Origin of the sequence: Streptomyces antibioticus (assembly GCF_002019855.1) — a bacterium.
GTDB lineage: Bacteria > Actinomycetota > Actinomycetes > Streptomycetales > Streptomycetaceae > Streptomyces > Streptomyces antibioticus_B.
Genome location: NZ_CM007717.1, coordinates 3,053,256 through 3,070,238 on the forward strand (window position 1 = coordinate 3,053,256; position 16,983 = coordinate 3,070,238).

The window sequence follows — 16,983 nt, forward strand, 5'->3', positions numbered from 1 at the left end:
AAACGAAAAATCCCCTCGCACAGGAGGGGACGCCGCGCCGATTCCGAGCCGTCCGGTTCACGTCGGTTCACCGGAGGTTCGGGACTGTCAGCGCGGCTCGCTAAGCAGGAGGCGTACGGCACGCATGGCGCTAGGGTACCGCAGCCCCCGATCGCGCCGCGACGGACTTCCCGCACGTTGAGCAGACCGGCACACGTGTGCGTATCTGTCACGGACGACGGGCACACCCGGCGGAGCCGAAGCTGAACAAAGGTCAAAGATTACTTCGCGTAACAGCCACTAAGGGGACATCGGAACGCCCCTGTTTTCATTTGATAACAACGCAATAACTCAAACCTCGTACCCCCCGGTATGGAGCCACTTAGAGTTCGGCAGCGGGACCGCTTTCCCGAAACTGCTCGGAGTTGCCCCCATGAACCCTCTTCGCACCAACAGCTCGCTCCCCAAGCCGGGTCGGTCGGCCTACGGGGTGGCGTCGGCTGCCGTCCTGGTCCTCATACCCGTGATCGTGCTGGTCGGAGGTGACCAGTTCCAGGCGTTCCTGAACTTCGGCGCGGGCGTACTGTCCCTCGTCTCACTGAGCTGTTCGGTGATCTGGGGTCTGTTCGCCCAGGACCGGATCTTCCTCAACACACGTCAGCGGATCATCGGCCAGGCGGTCCACCGGACGACCGCCGTGGCGTCGATCGCGTTCCTGCTGCTGCACATCACCACCAAGATCGCCCTGGACCACACCGAACTGATCGGGGCGCTCATCCCGTTCTCGCTCGGGGTCACCGGCATCGGCGGTCTGATCGGCCTGGGCTCCCTGGCCGGCCTGCTGATGATCTTCGTGGGCATCACGGGCGCGCTGCGCAACCACTTCGCCGCACCGGCCGAGGTCGCGGCCCGCTGGCGCGCGATGCACATGCTGGCCTATCCGGCCTGGTGCGCCGCGCTCATCCACGGACTCTACGCGGGTCGCCTCGCCAAGCCGATCTTCTTCATCCTGTACGGCCTGTGCCTGGTGGGCGTGATGGGCGCCCTCGCGCTGCGCGCCGCCCCGCGCCCGGTCAAGCGGCAGCTCGCGGACCGCATCAACACCATCCTGGGCGGCTCCCCGGAGCGCTCCGCCATGGACGGCCTGGAGGCGTCACGCGCGCGTAGGGCCGAGGGCGGCGGCTCCGGGCGCAGGTCCGAGTCCGAGAGGGGCGGCTCCGGCAGTTCCGCCCTGCCCGGCTACGAGAGCAGCGGCCGCTCGGCCGGCTCCGGCCCGGCGGCCTCCCCGCTGTTCGACAACCCGGCCGGCGCGGAGTCCGCGAACGGCTTCGCGGCCGCCTACCGCGCCGTCAACACTCCGAACCCGCAGCAGCCGTACGCGGGAGCCGGTGCCGGCGCCGACCAGACCGCCCAGATGAACGCCCAGTTCGACACGCAGGCCACCGCGGCGATGCCGCGCGTGGACAACGGCGGCAGCACCTCGGGAAGCTGGCCGATCCCGTCCCCGCCGCCGGTCGGCGAGGCGCCCCGGTCCGTCTACGACCCGCTCCAGGACACGGGATTCAACATCCCGGTCTATGGCAATACGGGCACCATCCCGGTCGTGGGAGGTGATGTGTACAACACCGGTGAGACGAACGCCCAGTACGGCGCGTACAACTCGAACGACACGTACAACAGCGGTCCCGCCAATGAACCATCCCCCGGCCAGTCCTACGACTCGCCGGGTTCGGGCGAACCTTGGAACACGCCTTCCGGAGGCTATAGGTGAACGAGGCCCTGCCCGACGTCCCGGAAGTCCGCGTGGTCGGGCTTCCGCAGCTCACGTCCGGCTTCGACCTTGTGGAGAGACTCGACCTGCCCATGCACCTGAAGGTGCACGGGCCGCTCGAACCCATGGGCGGCGAGAAGCTCGCCCAGCTCTCCGAACGCATCAACCTCAAGGGCCGCGGCGGCGCGGGCTTCCCCTTCCACAAGAAGCTCCGCTCGGTCGCCGACGCGGCGATCAAACGGGGCGTACGGCCGGTCGTCGTCGTCAACGGCAGTGAGGACGAACCGGCCTGCCGCAAGGACACGGTGATGATCAACCGTGCCCCGCATCTCATCCTGGACGGCGCGCTGCTGGTCGCGGAGGCGCTGGGTGCCCGCACGCTCGTGGTGGGGGTCACCCGCGAATCGACCCAGCGCTCCATGGAGGCCGCCCTCGCCGAACGCGGGCTGAGCAACGGCCGCCGCTCGGCGCTGAAGGCGTTCGTCCAGCGCAACCCGATCCGCATGGTCACCGGCGCGGCCGCGTCGCTGATCCGCTCCATCGACGGCGGCCCGGCCATCCCGCCCGGCCGCAAGGTCAGCGCCTCGCAGAACGGCGTCGGCGGCGCCCCCACCCTGCTGTCCAACGCCGAGACCTTCGCCCAGCTCGCCATCGCCGCCCGCATCGGCCCGGAGCGCTACGGCAACACCGGCCTCTACGACGAGCCCGGCACCGTCATGCTGACCGTCTCCGGCGCGGTCGCCCGCCCCATGGTGATCGAGGTCCCCACCGGCGTACCGCTGCGCTACGTGCTCCAGCTCGCCGGCGCCCCGCCGGTCCCGCAGGGCGTGCTGACCGGCGGCTACCACGGCAAGTGGATCGACGCGGCGACCGTCAACGAGGCGGTCGTCTCCCGCAATTCGCTGGACGCCGTGGGCGGCGCCCTCGGCGCGGGCGCGATCCTGCCGATCAGTCAGGAGACCTGCCCGCTCGGCGAGTCGCTGCGGGTGGCGCAGTGGCTGGCCGAGGAGAGCGCGGGACAGTGCGGTCCCTGCTACCTCGGTCTGCCGGCCGCCGCGCGCGGCATGGAGGACATCATCAACGGCGGCGGCCCGGCCGCCCTGGAGGCGCTCAAGCAGGTCGCCAAGAACGTCAAGCGGCGCGGCGCGTGCTCGCATCCGGACGGCTCCGCGATGTTCCTGGAGTCGACCATCAAGGCGTTCACCGACGACCTCGCCGCCCATGTCCTCGGAAACGGCTGCGGACGGCCCGTGGAGGGCGTTCTGCCGCTCTTCGAGGAGGGCATGGCCCCCGCGGGCATCACGAGCGGTTCATCGCCGCAGGAGAACGGTGACAGCCGCCAGAAGATCTTCGTCGACTGGACGCTGTGCCGCGGCCACGGTCTGTGCGCGGACATCCTGCCCGAGGTCTTCCAGCTCGGCGCCGACGGCTTCCCGACCGTCGCGCAGGCGAAGGTGCCGCGCTACGCCGAGGCGAAGGCGCTGCGCGCCGTACGCCGCTGCCCCGCGCTGGCGCTGCGGCTGGAGGAGGACACGCGCGCGCAGGCGCCGTCCCGCAACCTCCCGGTGCTCTCCCAGGGCCGCGGCCGCCGCGCCCTGGGCCGCTGACGCCGAACGGACCCTCAGGGGCCGCCCGACACCGGGCGGCCCCCTGAGGCGTTTCCGCGGAAGATCCCGCGCGCGGAGGATCCCGTACGTGAAAGATCCGGAATGCAAAGATCCCGTCCGATCGTGACGATCGGACGGGATCTGTTTGTGGAGCTAAGGAGAATTGAACTCCTGACCTCCTGCATGCCATGCAGGCGCTCTACCAACTGAGCTATAGCCCCTTGCGGTGTTCCGGCGGGTTTCCCCGGCGGCGACGCCAACATTACACGGTCCCCGGGGTGGACCACCAAATCGTTTCCGTTCTGTCCGATTTGACGGAAACGTCAAGCCGTGACGAACGAATAGAACCGCTTCAGGGTGCAGTGCTCCTCGAGCAGCCGGCCGTAGATCGGTTCGCCCTCGAGTTCGCGGTACGTCTCGATGGGGTCGCCTTTTATGATCAGCGCCCGGGCGCATTCCTCGCACCAGTACTGGTAGTCGGGGTTGACGGGTTCCATGTCGCGCACGATCGGAGTGCCGCCGCCACACCAGTCGCACTTTCGCCTGTGTGCACCCATCGATCAGCTCCAGCTGTGGCCGCAGGCCGTGCACACGTAGGAGATGCCGCCGTTGTCCCCGAGGACCTGGGCGACATGGCCGGAACCGCAGGAGGGGCAGTAGAGGCGGGTGGCCGTGTTCCGAGTCAACGCCGCTTCGGAGAGGTGACCGCCCTCTCCGAGGATGCTCGCAGGCATCGCTTACTCCCTCCCGTCGGGTCGCGCCCCCTTCCGGCCGTTTGATTCTGCCACGGCCGGGCCGATACGGTCAGCGACGCCTCAGTACCAGTCCGGACACGGCACCGGGCCCCGCCGCCGCTGCGAGGGCGAACGTGCATGTGAGAAGCGCTTCCGAAGAGGTATACGCCTCTGGGGCCCAACTGACTCAAGCCGTTGGCAGAACAGTCCGCGGAAGATCCGCCGGCCGCTCCCGCCGGGACGGTCTCGGGGCAACGAAAGATCCCGCCCCCTCAAGGGGACGGGATCTTCACAAGTGGAGCTAAGGAGAATTGAACTCCTGACCTCCTGCATGCCATGCAGGCGCTCTACCAACTGAGCTATAGCCCCAGGCGTTCTTCCCGCCTGGCGGGGCGAACAAGAAGAACTTTAGCCTGCGACCTGCCGGAAAGTGAAATCCGGGGTCCCGGCCCGTCGGGACCGGCCGGGACCGCTCAGTCGTCGTCGCCGAGCACCGGCTCCGGCAGGGTGCCGGCGTTGTGCTCCAGCAGCCGCCAGCCGCGGGCGCCCTCGCCCAGCACCGACCAGCAGCAGTTGGAGAGGCCGCCGAGGCTCTCCCAGTCGTGCGGCCGCAGACCGAGCAGCCGGCCGATGGTGGTGCGGATCGTGCCGCCGTGGCTGACGACGACCAGCGTGCCGTCGTCCGGCAGCTTCTCGGCGTGCCGCAGCACGACCGGGGCCGCCCGGTCGGCGACCTCGGTCTCCAGCTCGCCGCCGCCGCGGCGGACCGGCTCACCGCGCTTCCACGCGGCGTACTCCTCGCCGTACCGGCCGACGATCTCCTCGTGCGTGAGCCCCTGCCACACGCCCGCGTACGTCTCGCGCAGGGCCTCGTCGTGGCTGACCTCCAGGCCGGACAGCGCGGCCAGCTCCGCGGCCGTGTCCGCGGCGCGCGACAGGTCGGAGGCGACGATCGCGTCGGGTCGCAGGGAGGCCAGCAGCCGGGCGGCCCGGCGGGCCTGGGCCACGCCGGTCTCCGTCAGCGGGACGTCCGTGGTGCCCTGGAAGCGCCGCTCCACGTTCCACGCGGTCTGGCCGTGGCGCCAGAGGATGACGCGACGGCCCCGGCCCGGCCTGCGGCCGGCGCCGTCCGCCGGGGCGCTCACCGCAGCTCCTCGAAACCGGCGGAGTCGTCCTCCTCGGCCTGGAGCTTGGCGTGCTCGGCGGCCTTGCCGCGGGTCGCCTTCGCGTCCTCGGGCAGTTCCAGCTCGGGGCAGTCCTTCCAGAGCCGCTCCAGGGCGTAGAAGACGCGCTCCTCGCTGTGCTGGACGTGGACGACGATGTCGACGTAGTCGAGCAGGATCCAGCGGGCGTCGCGGTCGCCCTCGCGGCGTACCGGCTTGGCGCCGAGGTCCTTGAGGAGGCGCTCCTCGATCTCGTCGACGATCGACTTGACCTGGCGGTCGTTGGGCGCGGAGGCCAGCAGGAAGGCGTCCGTGATCGACAGCACGTCGCTGACGTCGTAGGCGATGATGTCGTGCGCGAGCTTGTCGGCGGCCGCCTGCGCGGCGGTGGTGATCAGCTCGATGGAGCGGTCGGTGGCGGTCACTACGTGGCTTTCCGTCGGCGGTCGTTTGACCTCAAGGGTCTCACGGACCGCCGACCTCACCCCACGCGTTTGTGGCTCACCGGGCCCCGCCGCTACGACGACGAGGGCTCGTAGTCCTGGCCGAGGACCACCGTCACGTCCGCGTTCGCGCCCACCTCGCCCTTCTTGACCGCGCCGGCGGGCAGGCCCAGGGTCTTGGCGACCTCGGAGGCGTTCTCCTTGCCCGCGGCGTCCGCGTACCGCACCTCGGAGGTGGTGCGGGCGGCGGCCGCCGTGCCGGCGTCCAGGAAGGTGAAGCCGCCGTTGAGCAGCACCACGCGCGCGTCCTCGGTGTCGGACTTGGTGCCGGTGGCGTTCTGCACGGAGACGCTGACGGCGGCGTCCTTGTCGGGGCTCTTCGCGGTGCCGCCGAGGACGTCCTTCACCACACCGGAGCTGCCCTCGGTGCTGAGCGTGCCGTCGGCCTGGACGGGCAGCAGGGCGGTCTGGTGGTCGCCGCCCTTGGCGAGGTCGGCGAGGTCGGCGAGGAAGGTGCCGAGGTCCTTGTCGGTCAGCGACGGGTCGAGGATCTGGGCGAGCGTCTGCACGGTGACGATGGCGGCCTGCGGGTCGGAGGAGATCTTGCGCAGGACGCCCTGGAGGACCTGCCCGAACCGTTCGAGCTGCGCGTTCTGCGCCTCGCCGGGGGCACGGTAGGTCGCGTAGCCGACGGCCATCTTGCCGCTGAGGGTCTGCCCCTCGCCCTTGCGGACAAGAGGGGCCTCGCCCTTCTTGGCCTTGGGGTCGGGCACGTCGGTGTCGGTGTCCACCTCGATGTTGCCGACCAGGTCGACGAGGTTCTGGAGGTAGGGGGTGTCGAGGCGCCAGGTGCCCTCGATGTCCGTGCCGAGGACGGCGTCCAGGGCGGCGCGGGTGCCGTCGGAGCCGTCGTCGTCCACGGACTTGGCGAGCGTGGTCGTGGTGCCGTCGTCGGTGGTCAGGACCAGGGAGTTGGGCAGCAGCACGGTGGTGGCCTGCCGGGTGGTGGTGTTGTCGACCAGGAGCGCGGTGGCGGTGTCGCCGCCGGCCGTGTCGTGCAGATGGACGACGACCACGTCCCGCTTCTGGGCGGCGCCCGCGGCCGCCGTCTTCGTCCCGGTGTCCGAGGACTCCGAGAGTCCGGGCAGCTTTCCGGCGTACCAGAGCCAGCCGACGCCGCCGACGGCGACCAGGGCCATGACGACCACGAGGGCGATCAGCCGGCCGCGGGCGCGGCGCTTGGCCTCCTCGCGGCGCTCGGTGCGGTTCTCGGTGAAGTTCAGCCAGTCGATGACGTCCTCGGAGTCGCCGTCGGGCTCCTCCACGAACGCGAACTGCTCGGTGTGGTAGTCCGGTTGGGGGCTGTCGGCGTCCCGCGGAGGGGTCCGCCCGGCCGGTCCGCCGCGCTCGCCGGTCTCCTCCGGCGCGGCCGGGCGGGCCTGCTGGGGGATGTGGGCGGTCTGCCCGTAGGGGTCGTACGGGGCGTCGGTGCCGGTGCTCGTGCCGGTACTCGCGCCCGTACCGGCACCGGTGTCGGTGGCGTACGGGTCGTAGGTGGCCTGGCGCCCGGTGTCGTAAGGGGTGTCGTACGCGGTGTCGTATCCGGCGACGGGCTGCTGCCGGCCGGTGTCGTACGGGTCGTAGGGGGTCGCCTGCGGTCCGCCCTGGGGCCGGCCGCCCTGGGCGTACGGGTCGTACCCGTACCCCTGCCCGCTCTGGACTCCCTGCCCGCCCTGGACACCCTGGCCGCTCTGGACTCCCTGGCCGCCCTGCTGCCCGTAAGCGTCGTAAGGGTCGTAGGGCTGCTGCTGCGGGACCTGCTGGGCCGGGACCTGCCGGTAGACCGGCTGTCCGTACTCGTCGTAGCCGACGAGCTGGTACGGGTCGCCCCCGTACCCCGCGTCGTATCGGTCGTTCACCGGTACCCCTCTCGGCTCACTCGCCGCGGTACAGCTCGCGCTTGTCGATGTAACGCACGACTCCGTCCGGCACCATGTACCAGATGGGGTCGCCCTTGGCGACTCTCGCGCGGCAGTCGGTCGAGGAGATGGCGAGGGCGGGCACCTCGACCAGCGAGACGCCCCCCTCGGGCAGACCGGGGTCCGTGAGCTGGTGACCCGGCCGGGTGACCCCGATGAAGTGCGCCAGGGAGAACAGCTCCTCGCTGTCCCGCCAGGTCAGGATCTGGCCCAGGGCGTCGGCACCGGTGATGAAGAACAGGTCGGTCTCGGGGTTGAGGGCCCGCAGATCGCGCAGGGTGTCCACGGTGTAGGTGGGACCGCCGCGGTCGATGTCGATGCGGCTCACCGAGAACTGCGGGTTCTCGGCGGTCGCGATGACCGTCATCAGATAGCGGTCCTCGGCCGGGGAGACGCGGCGGTGGCTCTTCTGCCAGGGCTCGCCGGTCGGCACGAACACGACCTCGTCCAGGTGGAACTGCGCGGCGACCTCACTGGCCGCCACGAGGTGTCCGTGGTGGATCGGATCGAATGTGCCACCCATGACGCCGAGGCGGCGTTTGCCCGGGTTCGACGGGCCGGTAGGCATGTCCTGCTCTCCCATGCGTGCAGACCCTACCGGCCCCGCCTGAGGGCACCGCCCGACGAGCGTCCGGTCTGCTCCGGTATGCCCACCTGGTGCCTCAGCGGTCGCGGTTGAAGCGGGTGGTGATCCACAGCAGCAGCATCAGGATGATGAACGCGCCGCCACCGGTGACCAGGGGGTTCAGGCTGGCGTGATTGCCGCTGTGCTCCTCGCCCTCGGCGGCGAGGGTGACCAGTTGGGCGGCGGCACTGTGAAGGCTCATCGTCGGCAGGACCTATCCGGTGTGGGCGGGATGAAGATGTCGGCCCATGGTAAGCGGGCGGCTCCGCGGCGATCACGCCGACTCCGCCATTGGGGACGCGGGTTGCTCCGGCGGCCGGCACGGACGGGCCGGGAACCTTCCCGACGGCTCAGTCGTCCTTCCGCTTGTATCCCCGCAACAGGAACCACGCGGTGAAGGCGGAGCCCAGGACCATCACGATCAGAATGACGCGGAGCAGATTCCCCGCCCCCTGCTGCTGGGCGGCGCCGGCGGCCTCGGTGAGCCAGGCGGTGGCGGGGTGGTGCTTCATGGGGCGGGACTCCTTACGGTGTGGTGCCCGTCCACGGTAGCTCCGCCCGGGCCGGGCACCGCTGCGGGGACGCAAAGGACCGCACAAGGGTCCGCAAAGAAAGAGGCCGTAGAAGAGAGCGTGCGGCCAGGGCCACACCGACGCACAGGGGGAAAGACCATGTCCGACGACAGCCGCGAGAACAACGGCTCCGGGAGCGTGCCGAGCAGGCAGCGGCGGCGCTTCCCCGGCATCTCCTCGCGTGCGTACGAGCACCCCGCCGACCGCTCGGCGCTGGTGGCGCTGCGCAAGCTGAGCGGTTTCGACACGGCGTTCAAGGCGCTCAGCGGGCTGCTGCCCGAGCGCAGCCTGAGGCTGCTGTTCCTGTCCGACTCGGTGCGGGTCTCGGACCGGCAGTTCGCGCACCTCAACGACATGCTGCGGGACGCCTGTCACATCCTGGACCTGGAGAAGGTCCCGCCGATGTACGTCAACCAGGACCCGCAGCCCAACGCGATGTGCATCGGCCTGGACGAGCCGATCATCGTGGTCACCACCGGGCTCGTCGAGCTGCTCGACGAGGAGGAGATGCGGGCGGTCGTCGGTCACGAGGTGGGCCACGCCCTGTCGGGCCACGCCGTGTACCGCACCATCCTGCTGTTCCTGACCAACCTCGCGGTCCGGGTCGCCTGGATCCCGCTGGGCACCATCGCGATCATGGCGATCGTGACGGCGCTGCGCGAGTGGTTCCGCAAGTCGGAGCTGTCCGCCGACCGTGCCGGTCTGCTGGTCGGCCAGGACCCGCGGGCCTCGATGCGCGGCCTGATGAAGATCGCCGGCGGCAACCACCTGCACGAGATGAACGTGGACGCGTTCCTGGAGCAGGCCGACGAGTACGAGGCGGGCGGCGACCTGCGCGACTCCGTGCTGAAGATCCTCAACGTCCTGCCCCGGACGCACCCCTTCACCACCGTGCGGGCGGCCGAGCTGCGGAAGTGGGCGCAGTCCCGCGACTACCAGCGGATCATGGACGGCCACTACCCGCGGCGCAGCGAGGACAAGGACGCCTCGGTCTCGGACTCCTTCCGGGAGTCGGCCGCCCACTACACGAGCAGTGTGAAGAACTCCAAGGACCCGCTGATGAAGCTGGTCACCGACATAGCCGGCGGCGCGGGCGACCTGGGCGGCCGGGTGCGGCGGGGCTTCGGCGGCTTCACCGGCTCGACGTCCACGGACGACCGGCCGAGGAACGGCTCGGACGGCGACGACAGCCCGTCGGACACGGAGGCACCCGGCAAGAGCTGAGAACGGACCGAGGGCCGACCCTGAGGGCCGACCCGGCCACCCCGGCCCCGCGCTCGCCCCGGTCTCACACCCGGGGCTGCGCGCCCGTCGCCAGCACCCCGCACAGCGCGGGGACGCCGCCCGTGGCGAAGGGGTCGGTGCCGGCCGGGCCGCCCTCCTTCGCGGTCTGGCCGGCCAGCAGCGGCCGCAGATGGTTGGCGGAGTCCTCGGCGCAGGACAGCGGTCCGGCCTGGACGGCGGCGGTCACGAGCTGGAGCTGATGGGTGCGCAGGGCGTCCCGGTCGAAGCGGAAGTGCAGCTCGCGGCGGACCGTGAACAGGGAGGCCGGGGCCCCGGTGTCCGCCCCGGCCGGCCGCAGCGCGTAGACGAAGGTGTGGTCGGCGGTGACCTCCAGGGTGGCGGAGTCGGCCTCGGCCGCCACCAGGGTGCCCTGGACGCGGATCCGCTCGCCCGCCAGCGCGACCCGAGCCGGGTCGAAGCGGATCAGCCAGCCGGTCGGGGCGTGCCGCCCGTCGGCGGCCGGATGCGCGAAGCTCTCGTCGAACTGTTCGAGCTGCGCCCCGTCGATCAGCCCGCGCACCGGCTGCACCTGCTGTCCGGTGAGCACCTCCGGGTAGAGGGAGGAGCGCACCAGGTACTCCTTGGCGCTGTTCAGCGCGGAGAAGACCTCGCTGTCGGAGAAGTGCGCGGTGCGCCGGTAGCCCGGCAGGGCGATCCCGGCGGCGCCGATCCGGTAGTGGGCGGCCGGGCTGTGCGCGTACAGCGCCTCGATGTCGGTGGCGCCGGGTACGGCTCCCTGCGGGGCGAGCGGGACGAGCGTCATCCGCAGGGGTTCGGCCGGCCGGCGGGCGGCGGGGTTCTGGTAGGGGTTGCGCACGCCCATGTAGACGGCGGTGCCGAAGGCTAGGGCGATCAGGACGACCAGCAGGAGGGCCTGCCGGGTCAGGCCCCGGCGCAGCGGCGGGCGGTGGCGGACGGCGGGCGCGTGGTCGGCGATGCGCTCCTGCGCGGAGTACTCCTGGAGGCGGGCAGCACGGACGAACGACTCGTCGAAGACGACGGATCGGTACTCGTCCTCGCCACTACCGGGGGCGCCCTCGGGTGGCCCCTCAGGTGGCTCTCCAGGCCCGCCCATACTTTCAGAGTAGGTCGCGCGGAGGCCGGGTAAACGCCCTGCCACGCGACAACTTCTGACAGGTTCTCACCAGGAGTCGGTCGGGAGCCGGCGGGGAATCAGGGGGTCCGCGGGACGGCGGACACGGGCGGCTGGGAGTGGTCGGCGGACACGGACGGCGGTAAGGCGCTCCCCTGGTCGAGACCGACGTCCAGGCCGGTGTCCGGGCCGATGTCCGGGCCCGTCCCCGGGCCGCTCTCCAGGCCGGTGGAGGCGGGCGACGGCACCGGGTCCCGGCTGCCCGAGGAGGCGCCCCGGTAGACGGCGGCGAAGGCGAGCGCGACCATGCCGACGCCCATGACGACGGCGAGCATCCAGGCGACCGGGCGGTGCCAGCGGACCTGCCGGGCGTACGGCCCGGAGGACCCGTAGGGGCCGTCGAGGTCGTCGGAGTCGTCCAGCTCGTCGAGGTCCGGGTCGTGGCCGTAGTCGCCGTGCCCGTAGGGGTCGTCGTAGTGGTCGCCGCGGGCGCGGGCTCTTCGGGCCTCGGCCTCGGACGCCTCGGCTCTCGCCTCGGCGGCGGCCAGGAGGCGTTCGACGGCGGTCGGCTCGTGCACCACGGCCGCCCGTACGAAGTCCTCGTCGAAGACCACGGAGGCGAACTCTTCGTCCGACACCCCGCGGTCGTGGTCGTCGTCGGGCTCCCAGCCGTCAGGGAACGGCGTACCCCCCACGTCCTCCGGCACGGATCCAGAGTAGACCTGGGGGGTCAATTTGGGCAGACAGTACGGAAATTCATCCGCCTGATGAGACGTTTTCGGGCCGCGAGCCGTCAGCGGCGGACGTGTCCGTCGCCGGTGACGATGTACTTGGTGCTGGTCAGCTCCGGCAGGCCCATCGGGCCCCGGGCGTGCAGTTTCTGGGTGGAGATGCCGATCTCCGCGCCGAAGCCGAACTGGCCGCCGTCGGTGAAGCGGGTGGAGGCGTTCACGCTCACCGTGGTGGAGTCGACCAGTTGGGTGAAGCGGCGGGCCGCCTGCTGGGAGCCGGTGACGATGGCCTCGGTGTGCCCGGAGGTCCACAGCCGGATGTGCTCGACGGCCTTGTCGAGGGAGTCGACGACGGCAGCGGCGATGTCGTAGGAGAGGTACTCGGTCTCCCAGTCGTCGGCGGTGGCCTCGACGACGGTCGCCTTGGAGTCCTTGGCGTACGCCATGACGCGTTCGTCGGCGTGGACGGTGACCCCGGCCTCGGCGAGCGCGTCCAGGGCGCGCGGCAGGAACTCGGGGGCGATGTCCTGGTGGACCAGGAGGGTCTCGGCGGCGTTGCAGACGCTGACCCGCTGGGCCTTGGAGTTGATCAGGATGTCGACGGCCATGTCGAGGTCGGCGGCCGCGTCGACGTAGACGTGGCAGTTGCCGGTGCCGGTCTCGATGACGGGGACCTTGGACTCCATGACGACGGTCCGGATGAGGGAGGCGCCGCCGCGCGGGATGAGGACGTCGACCAGGCCCCGGGCGCGCATCAGCTCGTGCACGGACTCGCGGCCCTCGCCGGGTACGAGCTGGACGGCGTCGGCGGGCAGCCCGGCGCCGCCGACGGCGTCGCGGATCACCCGGACGAGGGCGGTGTTCGACTCGTAGGCGGAGGCGGAGCCGCGCAGCAGGACGGCGTTGCCGGACTTCAGGCAGAGGGCGGCGGCGTCCACGGTGACGTTCGGGCGGGCCTCGTAGACGATGCCGACGACACCGAGCGGGACGCGGACCTGGCGCAGGTCGATGCCGTTGGGGAGGGTGGAGCCGCGGACCACCTCGCCGACCGGGTCGGGCAGCGCGACGACGTCCCGGACGTCCGCGGCGATGGCCCGCACCCGCTCCGGGGTGAGGGTCAGCCGGTCGATGACGGACTCGGCGGTGCCGGCCTCGCGGGCCTTGGCGATGTCCCGCGCGTTGGCCTCGACGATGTCGCTCGTACGGACCTCCAGCGCGTCCGCGATGGCGAGCAGCGCGTCGTCCTTGGCGGCCCGGGGCAGCGGCGCGAGATCGGCGGCGGCGGCCTTGGCGCGGTAGGCGGCCTGGGTGACCGGGGACATGGCGTCGTACGGCGAGAGCGTGGTCATACGGGAAGGGTAGTGCGCCGTGGGAGACGCGCTGTCGCGTATCCCACACCCCGAGACACACCCCGAGACCCGCTCCCGGGCACACCCCGAGGCGCCCCCGAGACCCGCTCCCGGGCACGCCCTGCGTCACACTCCGAGACCCGTTCGCAGGCACACCCTGCGGTACGCCCCGAGGCACACCCCCGAGACCTCCGCGCGATCCCTCGGGGTCCGCCTTCCCGGGCGTCAGAACGGGTGGACGCCCACCGGGGTCGCCGGGGCCGGGCCGTAGCCCTCCGCGATGCGCTGGTGGTAGGTCTGGCGGTCGATGACCTCCAGGCCGACGATCTCCCAGGGCGGCAGTCCGGCCGTCTGACGGTGCTCGCCCCACAGCCGCAGGGCGACCGCGGCCGCGTCGTGCAGATCGCGGGCCTCCTCCCAGTACCGGATCTCGGCGTGGTCGGGGGCGTAGCGGCTGGTCAGCAGGAAGGGGTGATCGTGGGCGAGCTGTTCCAGCGCGCGCCGGACCTCCTTGAGCGGGGCCTCCTCGCCGGAGACGCTCAGGGTCACGTGCCACAGCCGGGGCGCGTCGGCGGGGCGGGTGCCGCCCTCGGCGGTCTCCTGTTCCCCGGCCCGGTAGCGGTCGCCGGCCGCCACGCTGGTCAGGGCGGCCCGTTCCTCGCCGGTACTCCCACGGGCCGCCGCCACCCCAGGGCGCACTCGTCTCACGACGGCCTCCTTTACCCAGCGCTCGTGCGGAACGACTCCGTGAGACAAAGTTGAGCAGGCCGCAAGGCTCCGTGGGGCGCTTTCACGGAACGTCCCCCACCGGTACGGGCCGTTCGAGCCCGTCCGCAGACAGCCGTTCGACGTCCTCGGGGGCTGTACCAAAGGTGTACGGGGCCTCAGGGGTGCAGGATCACCAGGTCGTCGCGGTGGACGACCTCCCGCTCGTACTCCGCGCCCAGTTCCCGGGCCAGTTCCCGGGTGGACCTCCCGATCAGCCGGGGGATCTCGCGGGCGTCGAAGTTGACGAGCCCCCGCGCCACCGGCCGGCCGCCGGTGTCGCGCAGCTCGACGGGGTCGCCCGCGCTGAACTCGCCCTCGACGCCGGCGATCCCAGCCGGCAGCAGTGAGGAGCGCCGCTCGACGACCGCCCGTACCGCGCCGTCGTCGAGGGTGATCGAGCCCTGCGGGGTGGAGGCGTGCTGGAGCCAGAGCAGCCGGTCGGCGGAGCGCTTGCCGGTGGCGTGGAAGTAGGTGCCGGTGTCCTTGCCGCCGAGGGCGTCGGCCGCGTGGACGGCGCTGGTGAGGACCACGGGGATGCCGGCGGCGGCCGCGATCCGGGCGGCCTCGACCTTGGTGACCATGCCGCCGGTGCCGACGCCCGCCTTGCCGGCGCTGCCGATCTCGACGTGCGCGAGGTCCTCGGGGCCGTGCACCTCGGCGATCCTGGAGGTGCCCGGCTTCGCGGGGTCGCCGTCGTAGACGCCGTCGACGTCGGAGAGCAGGACGAGCAGGTCGGCGTGGACGAGGTGGGCGACGAGGGCGGCGAGCCGGTCGTTGTCGCCGAAGCGGATCTCGTCGGTGGCGACCGTGTCGTTCTCGTTGACGACCGGGCAGGCGCCCATCGCGAGCAGCTTGTCCAGGGTGCGGGAGGCGTTGCGGTGGTGGGCGCGGCGGCTCATGTCGTCGCTGGTCAGCAGCACCTGTCCGACGCGCACGGAGTAGCGGGCGAAGGAGGCGGTGTAGCGGGCGACGAGGAGTCCCTGGCCGACGCTGGCGGCGGCCTGCTGACGGGCGAGGTCCCGGGGCCGGCGGCGCAGGCCGAGGGGGGCGAGTCCGGCGGCGATGGCGCCGGAGGAGACCAGGACGATCTCCCGCTCGCCGCCGCTGCGGCTCTTGGCGAGGACGTCGACGAGCGCGTCGACCCGGTCGGCGTCCAGTCCGCCGGAGGCGGTGGTCAGCGACGAGGAGCCCACCTTGACGACGATCCTGCGGGCCTCGCCCACGGCCTGCCTTGCCCCTGCCACCTTGATCCTCGCCCCTCGGCTAGTCCACGACTGCCTGGCAATCTACGCGAACGGGGCCTGGGGACGCGCGCGGGTTCCAGTCCCCGGACAACGGGCGAACCACGCTTTTCGTGACCATTTGCTCACAGGTTGCGTACGGCAAAGAGGTTGTGAGGGTTCCATATGGAGTTTGAAGGTCATCCAAATTTATTTTGAAGTACGTGTCCCTTACAGTTCGCCCTGTGAAGCGCCTACTCCTCAGATCGGGGAAGAGCCCCTTCGACGTGGTTCCCGTCGAGGAGGCCCTCCACCGCGATGTTTTCGCCACCAACTCCGGCAACCTCATCTTCAGTGATGCCGCACACAAGATCCTCACCGTGCCCGGCCGCACGGAGGTCGTGTCCAACGGCATAGCCACCGAGGTCGGTGCCGCGGGCCGGATCAACGAGGAGTACGACGCCTTCGTCGTCCCGCTGGCCAACGCCTTCCGGCCGACGTTCGAGCTGCCGCTCCAGCGGCTGACCCGGCTGATCTCCAAGCTGAAGATCCCGGTCGTGGTGCTGGGTGTCGGCGCGCAGGCCGGTCTGGACAACGACCCGGCGCGGCTGAAGGCCATGGAGCCGACGGTGCGCGCGTTCGTCTCGGCGGTGCTGGACCACAGCGCGTCCATCGGGGTGCGCGGCGAGTTCACGGCCAAGTACCTGACCGACATGGGCTTCCGGGACGTGGAGATCATCGGCTGTCCGTCGCTGTTCATGCACGGCGACCGGCTCGGCGTCGAGAAGCGGGTGGAGGCGCTGACCGCGGAGTCGCGCATCGCGATCAACGGCTCGCACACCGCGGTCCGCTCCGGCGGGCTCAAGCCGATCATCACGCGCACCCATGAGCACTACCCGAACCTGTGCTTCATCGGCCAGAACATCACCGACGCCCGGCAGTTGCACTGGCGGGACGTCAACTCCCCGGCCGGCCGCGTCAAGCAGATGCCGACCCACCCCGACCACCCGATGTACCGCGAGGGCAAGGCCCGCGTCTACATCGACCCGGTCACCTGGATCGACGATCTCAAGGGGTACGACTTCTCCTTCGGTTCGCGCATCCACGGCAACATCGCGGCGCTGCTGGCGGGTACGCCGGCGACCGTGCTGTGCGGTGACTCGCGGACGCTGGAGCTGTGCCGTTACTTCGAGATCCCGCACCGGCCGCTGAACGAGGCGCCGGCGGACACCGATCCGGCGCGGCTGTACGAGGAGGCCGACTTCAGCGCGCTGAACGGCAACCACCGGGAGCGGTTCGACCGGTTCATGGGCTTCCTGGAGAAGAACGGCCTGGAGAACACCTTCACCCACGGCGACGGCGGCGCGGCCTTCGACAAGCAGCTCCGCTCCCTGCGCTTCCCGGCGGGCATCCGGCCCTGGACCGACGCCGATCTCGCCTCGCTGACCAGCCGGTTCGGCTGGCTCCAGCAGCAGATCACCTCGCTGGACGCGGACAACGCGCAGTTGCGGCGGGAGCTGGCGAAGTCGCGGGCCGGCGCGAAGGCGGCCGCGAAGGCCGCCATGGCCATCCCGGCGCCCTCGATCTACCGCCGGGCCCGGCGCGTGGTGGGCGGTCCGATCCGCCGGGCGCTGAAGCCCACCAAGTGAGCTGACCGACGGCCGT

The 16,983-nt window shown here is 71.1% G+C and carries 17 protein-coding genes and 2 tRNA genes; 4 read left to right on the forward strand and 15 right to left on the reverse strand.

The genetic code is table 11. From position 1 onward, the window contains the following. The first annotated feature begins 412 nt into the window (after nucleotides 1–412). Complete coding sequence (locus AFM16_RS13570) at nucleotides 413–1,750, forward strand: ferric reductase-like transmembrane domain-containing protein (protein WP_179123274.1); 1,338 nt, start codon at nucleotides 413–415, stop codon at nucleotides 1,748–1,750. After that, nucleotides 1,747–3,357 (forward strand): NADH-quinone oxidoreductase subunit NuoF family protein, encoded by a 1,611-nt coding sequence (locus tag AFM16_RS13575; protein WP_078633465.1) that lies wholly within the window; start codon nucleotides 1,747–1,749, stop codon nucleotides 3,355–3,357. The genes AFM16_RS13570 and AFM16_RS13575 overlap by 4 nt, the downstream gene beginning before the upstream one ends. Nucleotides 3,358–3,505: 148 nt before the next feature. Here AFM16_RS13575 and AFM16_RS13580 read toward each other — a convergent pair. From AFM16_RS13580 to AFM16_RS39355, 10 genes are all read right to left on the reverse strand, one after another. Then, a tRNA-Ala gene (locus AFM16_RS13580) sits at nucleotides 3,506–3,578 on the reverse strand. A 102-nt stretch (nucleotides 3,579–3,680) separates the two neighbouring features. Beyond that, a complete protein-coding gene (locus AFM16_RS13585) occupies nucleotides 3,681–3,914 on the reverse strand; it encodes a hypothetical protein (protein ID WP_030779348.1) in 234 nt (77 codons plus the stop codon). 3 nt (nucleotides 3,915–3,917) lie between these two features. Beyond that, on the reverse strand, nucleotides 3,918–4,091 hold the full coding sequence (locus AFM16_RS38520; protein ID WP_107419081.1) for a hypothetical protein: 174 nt from the start codon (nucleotides 4,089–4,091) through the stop codon (nucleotides 3,918–3,920). Between the two features lie 296 nt (nucleotides 4,092–4,387). Then, a tRNA-Ala gene (locus AFM16_RS13590) sits at nucleotides 4,388–4,460 on the reverse strand. 104 nt (nucleotides 4,461–4,564) lie between these two features. After that, a complete protein-coding gene (locus tag AFM16_RS13595; RefSeq protein WP_030779350.1) occupies nucleotides 4,565–5,236 on the reverse strand; it encodes a histidine phosphatase family protein in 672 nt (223 codons plus the stop codon). After that, complete coding sequence (gene rsfS / locus AFM16_RS13600) at nucleotides 5,233–5,679, reverse strand: ribosome silencing factor (RefSeq protein WP_030779352.1); 447 nt, start codon at nucleotides 5,677–5,679, stop codon at nucleotides 5,233–5,235. The genes AFM16_RS13595 and rsfS overlap by 4 nt, the downstream gene beginning before the upstream one ends. 92 nt (nucleotides 5,680–5,771) lie before the next feature. Next, nucleotides 5,772–7,616 carry an LCP family protein gene (locus AFM16_RS13605; RefSeq protein ID WP_078633466.1) on the reverse strand — a complete coding sequence of 615 codons (1,845 nt, stop codon included), beginning with the start codon at nucleotides 7,614–7,616 and terminating at the stop codon, nucleotides 5,772–5,774. A gap of 16 nt (nucleotides 7,617–7,632) precedes the next feature. Beyond that, on the reverse strand, nucleotides 7,633–8,259 hold the full coding sequence (nadD, locus tag AFM16_RS13610; RefSeq protein WP_030779356.1) for a nicotinate-nucleotide adenylyltransferase: 627 nt from the start codon (nucleotides 8,257–8,259) through the stop codon (nucleotides 7,633–7,635). 79 nt (nucleotides 8,260–8,338) lie between these two features. Continuing rightward, nucleotides 8,339–8,503 (reverse strand): hypothetical protein, encoded by a 165-nt coding sequence (locus AFM16_RS39350; protein ID WP_030779358.1) that lies wholly within the window; start codon nucleotides 8,501–8,503, stop codon nucleotides 8,339–8,341. Nucleotides 8,504–8,651: 148 nt separating this feature from the next. Continuing rightward, nucleotides 8,652–8,813, reverse strand: coding sequence for a hypothetical protein (locus AFM16_RS39355; protein WP_030779361.1), 162 nt, complete (start codon nucleotides 8,811–8,813; stop codon nucleotides 8,652–8,654). A gap of 159 nt (nucleotides 8,814–8,972) precedes the next feature. On the opposite strand from AFM16_RS39355, the gene AFM16_RS13615 reads away from it, so the two are divergent. Continuing rightward, nucleotides 8,973–10,097 (forward strand): M48 family metallopeptidase, encoded by a 1,125-nt coding sequence (locus tag AFM16_RS13615; RefSeq protein WP_030779364.1) that lies wholly within the window; start codon nucleotides 8,973–8,975, stop codon nucleotides 10,095–10,097. 64 nt (nucleotides 10,098–10,161) lie between these two features. Here the strand turns inward: AFM16_RS13615 and AFM16_RS13620 are convergent, their stop codons facing one another. The 5 genes from AFM16_RS13620 to proB all read right to left on the reverse strand — a co-directional run bounded on the left by AFM16_RS13620 (nucleotide 10,162) and on the right by proB (nucleotide 15,321). Next, on the reverse strand, nucleotides 10,162–11,232 hold the full coding sequence (locus AFM16_RS13620; RefSeq protein WP_078633467.1) for an SCO2583 family membrane protein: 1,071 nt from the start codon (nucleotides 11,230–11,232) through the stop codon (nucleotides 10,162–10,164). Between the two features lie 98 nt (nucleotides 11,233–11,330). Further along, a complete protein-coding gene (locus tag AFM16_RS13625) occupies nucleotides 11,331–11,957 on the reverse strand; it encodes an SCO2584 family spore wall biosynthesis protein (protein WP_030779370.1) in 627 nt (208 codons plus the stop codon). Between the two features lie 86 nt (nucleotides 11,958–12,043). Next, nucleotides 12,044–13,330 (reverse strand): glutamate-5-semialdehyde dehydrogenase, encoded by a 1,287-nt coding sequence (locus AFM16_RS13630; protein ID WP_030779373.1) that lies wholly within the window; start codon nucleotides 13,328–13,330, stop codon nucleotides 12,044–12,046. A 225-nt stretch (nucleotides 13,331–13,555) separates the two neighbouring features. Further along, the gene (locus tag AFM16_RS13635; RefSeq protein ID WP_030779376.1) at nucleotides 13,556–14,029 is read right to left on the reverse strand and encodes a DUF8830 family protein; all 474 of its coding nucleotides are present in this window, start codon (nucleotides 14,027–14,029) and stop codon (nucleotides 13,556–13,558) included. A gap of 185 nt (nucleotides 14,030–14,214) precedes the next feature. After that, complete coding sequence (gene proB / locus AFM16_RS13640) at nucleotides 14,215–15,321, reverse strand: glutamate 5-kinase (protein WP_030779378.1); 1,107 nt, start codon at nucleotides 15,319–15,321, stop codon at nucleotides 14,215–14,217. A gap of 242 nt (nucleotides 15,322–15,563) precedes the next feature. Here proB and AFM16_RS13645 point away from each other — a divergent pair, with 242 nt between their 5' ends. After that, complete coding sequence (locus AFM16_RS13645) at nucleotides 15,564–16,967, forward strand: polysaccharide pyruvyl transferase family protein (RefSeq protein WP_030779381.1); 1,404 nt, start codon at nucleotides 15,564–15,566, stop codon at nucleotides 16,965–16,967. The last annotated feature ends 16 nt before the right edge of the window (nucleotides 16,968–16,983 follow it).

Bases quoted from the DNA above. Each gene is read 5' to 3' on its own strand.
- AFM16_RS13570 (WP_179123274.1), top strand. From the start codon at position 413: ATGAACCCTCTTCGCACCAACAGCTCGCTCCCCAAGCCGGGTCGGTCG.
- AFM16_RS13585 (WP_030779348.1), bottom strand. From the start codon at position 3,914: ATGGGTGCACACAGGCGAAAGTGCGACTGGTGTGGCGGCGGCACTCCG.
- AFM16_RS38520 (WP_107419081.1), bottom strand. From the start codon at position 4,091: ATGCCTGCGAGCATCCTCGGAGAGGGCGGTCACCTCTCCGAAGCGGCG.
- nadD (WP_030779356.1), bottom strand. From the start codon at position 8,259: ATGGGAGAGCAGGACATGCCTACCGGCCCGTCGAACCCGGGCAAACGC.
- AFM16_RS39350 (WP_030779358.1), bottom strand. From the start codon at position 8,503: ATGAGCCTTCACAGTGCCGCCGCCCAACTGGTCACCCTCGCCGCCGAG.
- AFM16_RS39355 (WP_030779361.1), bottom strand. From the start codon at position 8,813: ATGAAGCACCACCCCGCCACCGCCTGGCTCACCGAGGCCGCCGGCGCC.
- AFM16_RS13615 (WP_030779364.1), top strand. From the start codon at position 8,973: ATGTCCGACGACAGCCGCGAGAACAACGGCTCCGGGAGCGTGCCGAGC.
- AFM16_RS13620 (WP_078633467.1), bottom strand. From the start codon at position 11,232: ATGGGCGGGCCTGGAGAGCCACCTGAGGGGCCACCCGAGGGCGCCCCC.
- AFM16_RS13630 (WP_030779373.1), bottom strand. From the start codon at position 13,330: ATGACCACGCTCTCGCCGTACGACGCCATGTCCCCGGTCACCCAGGCC.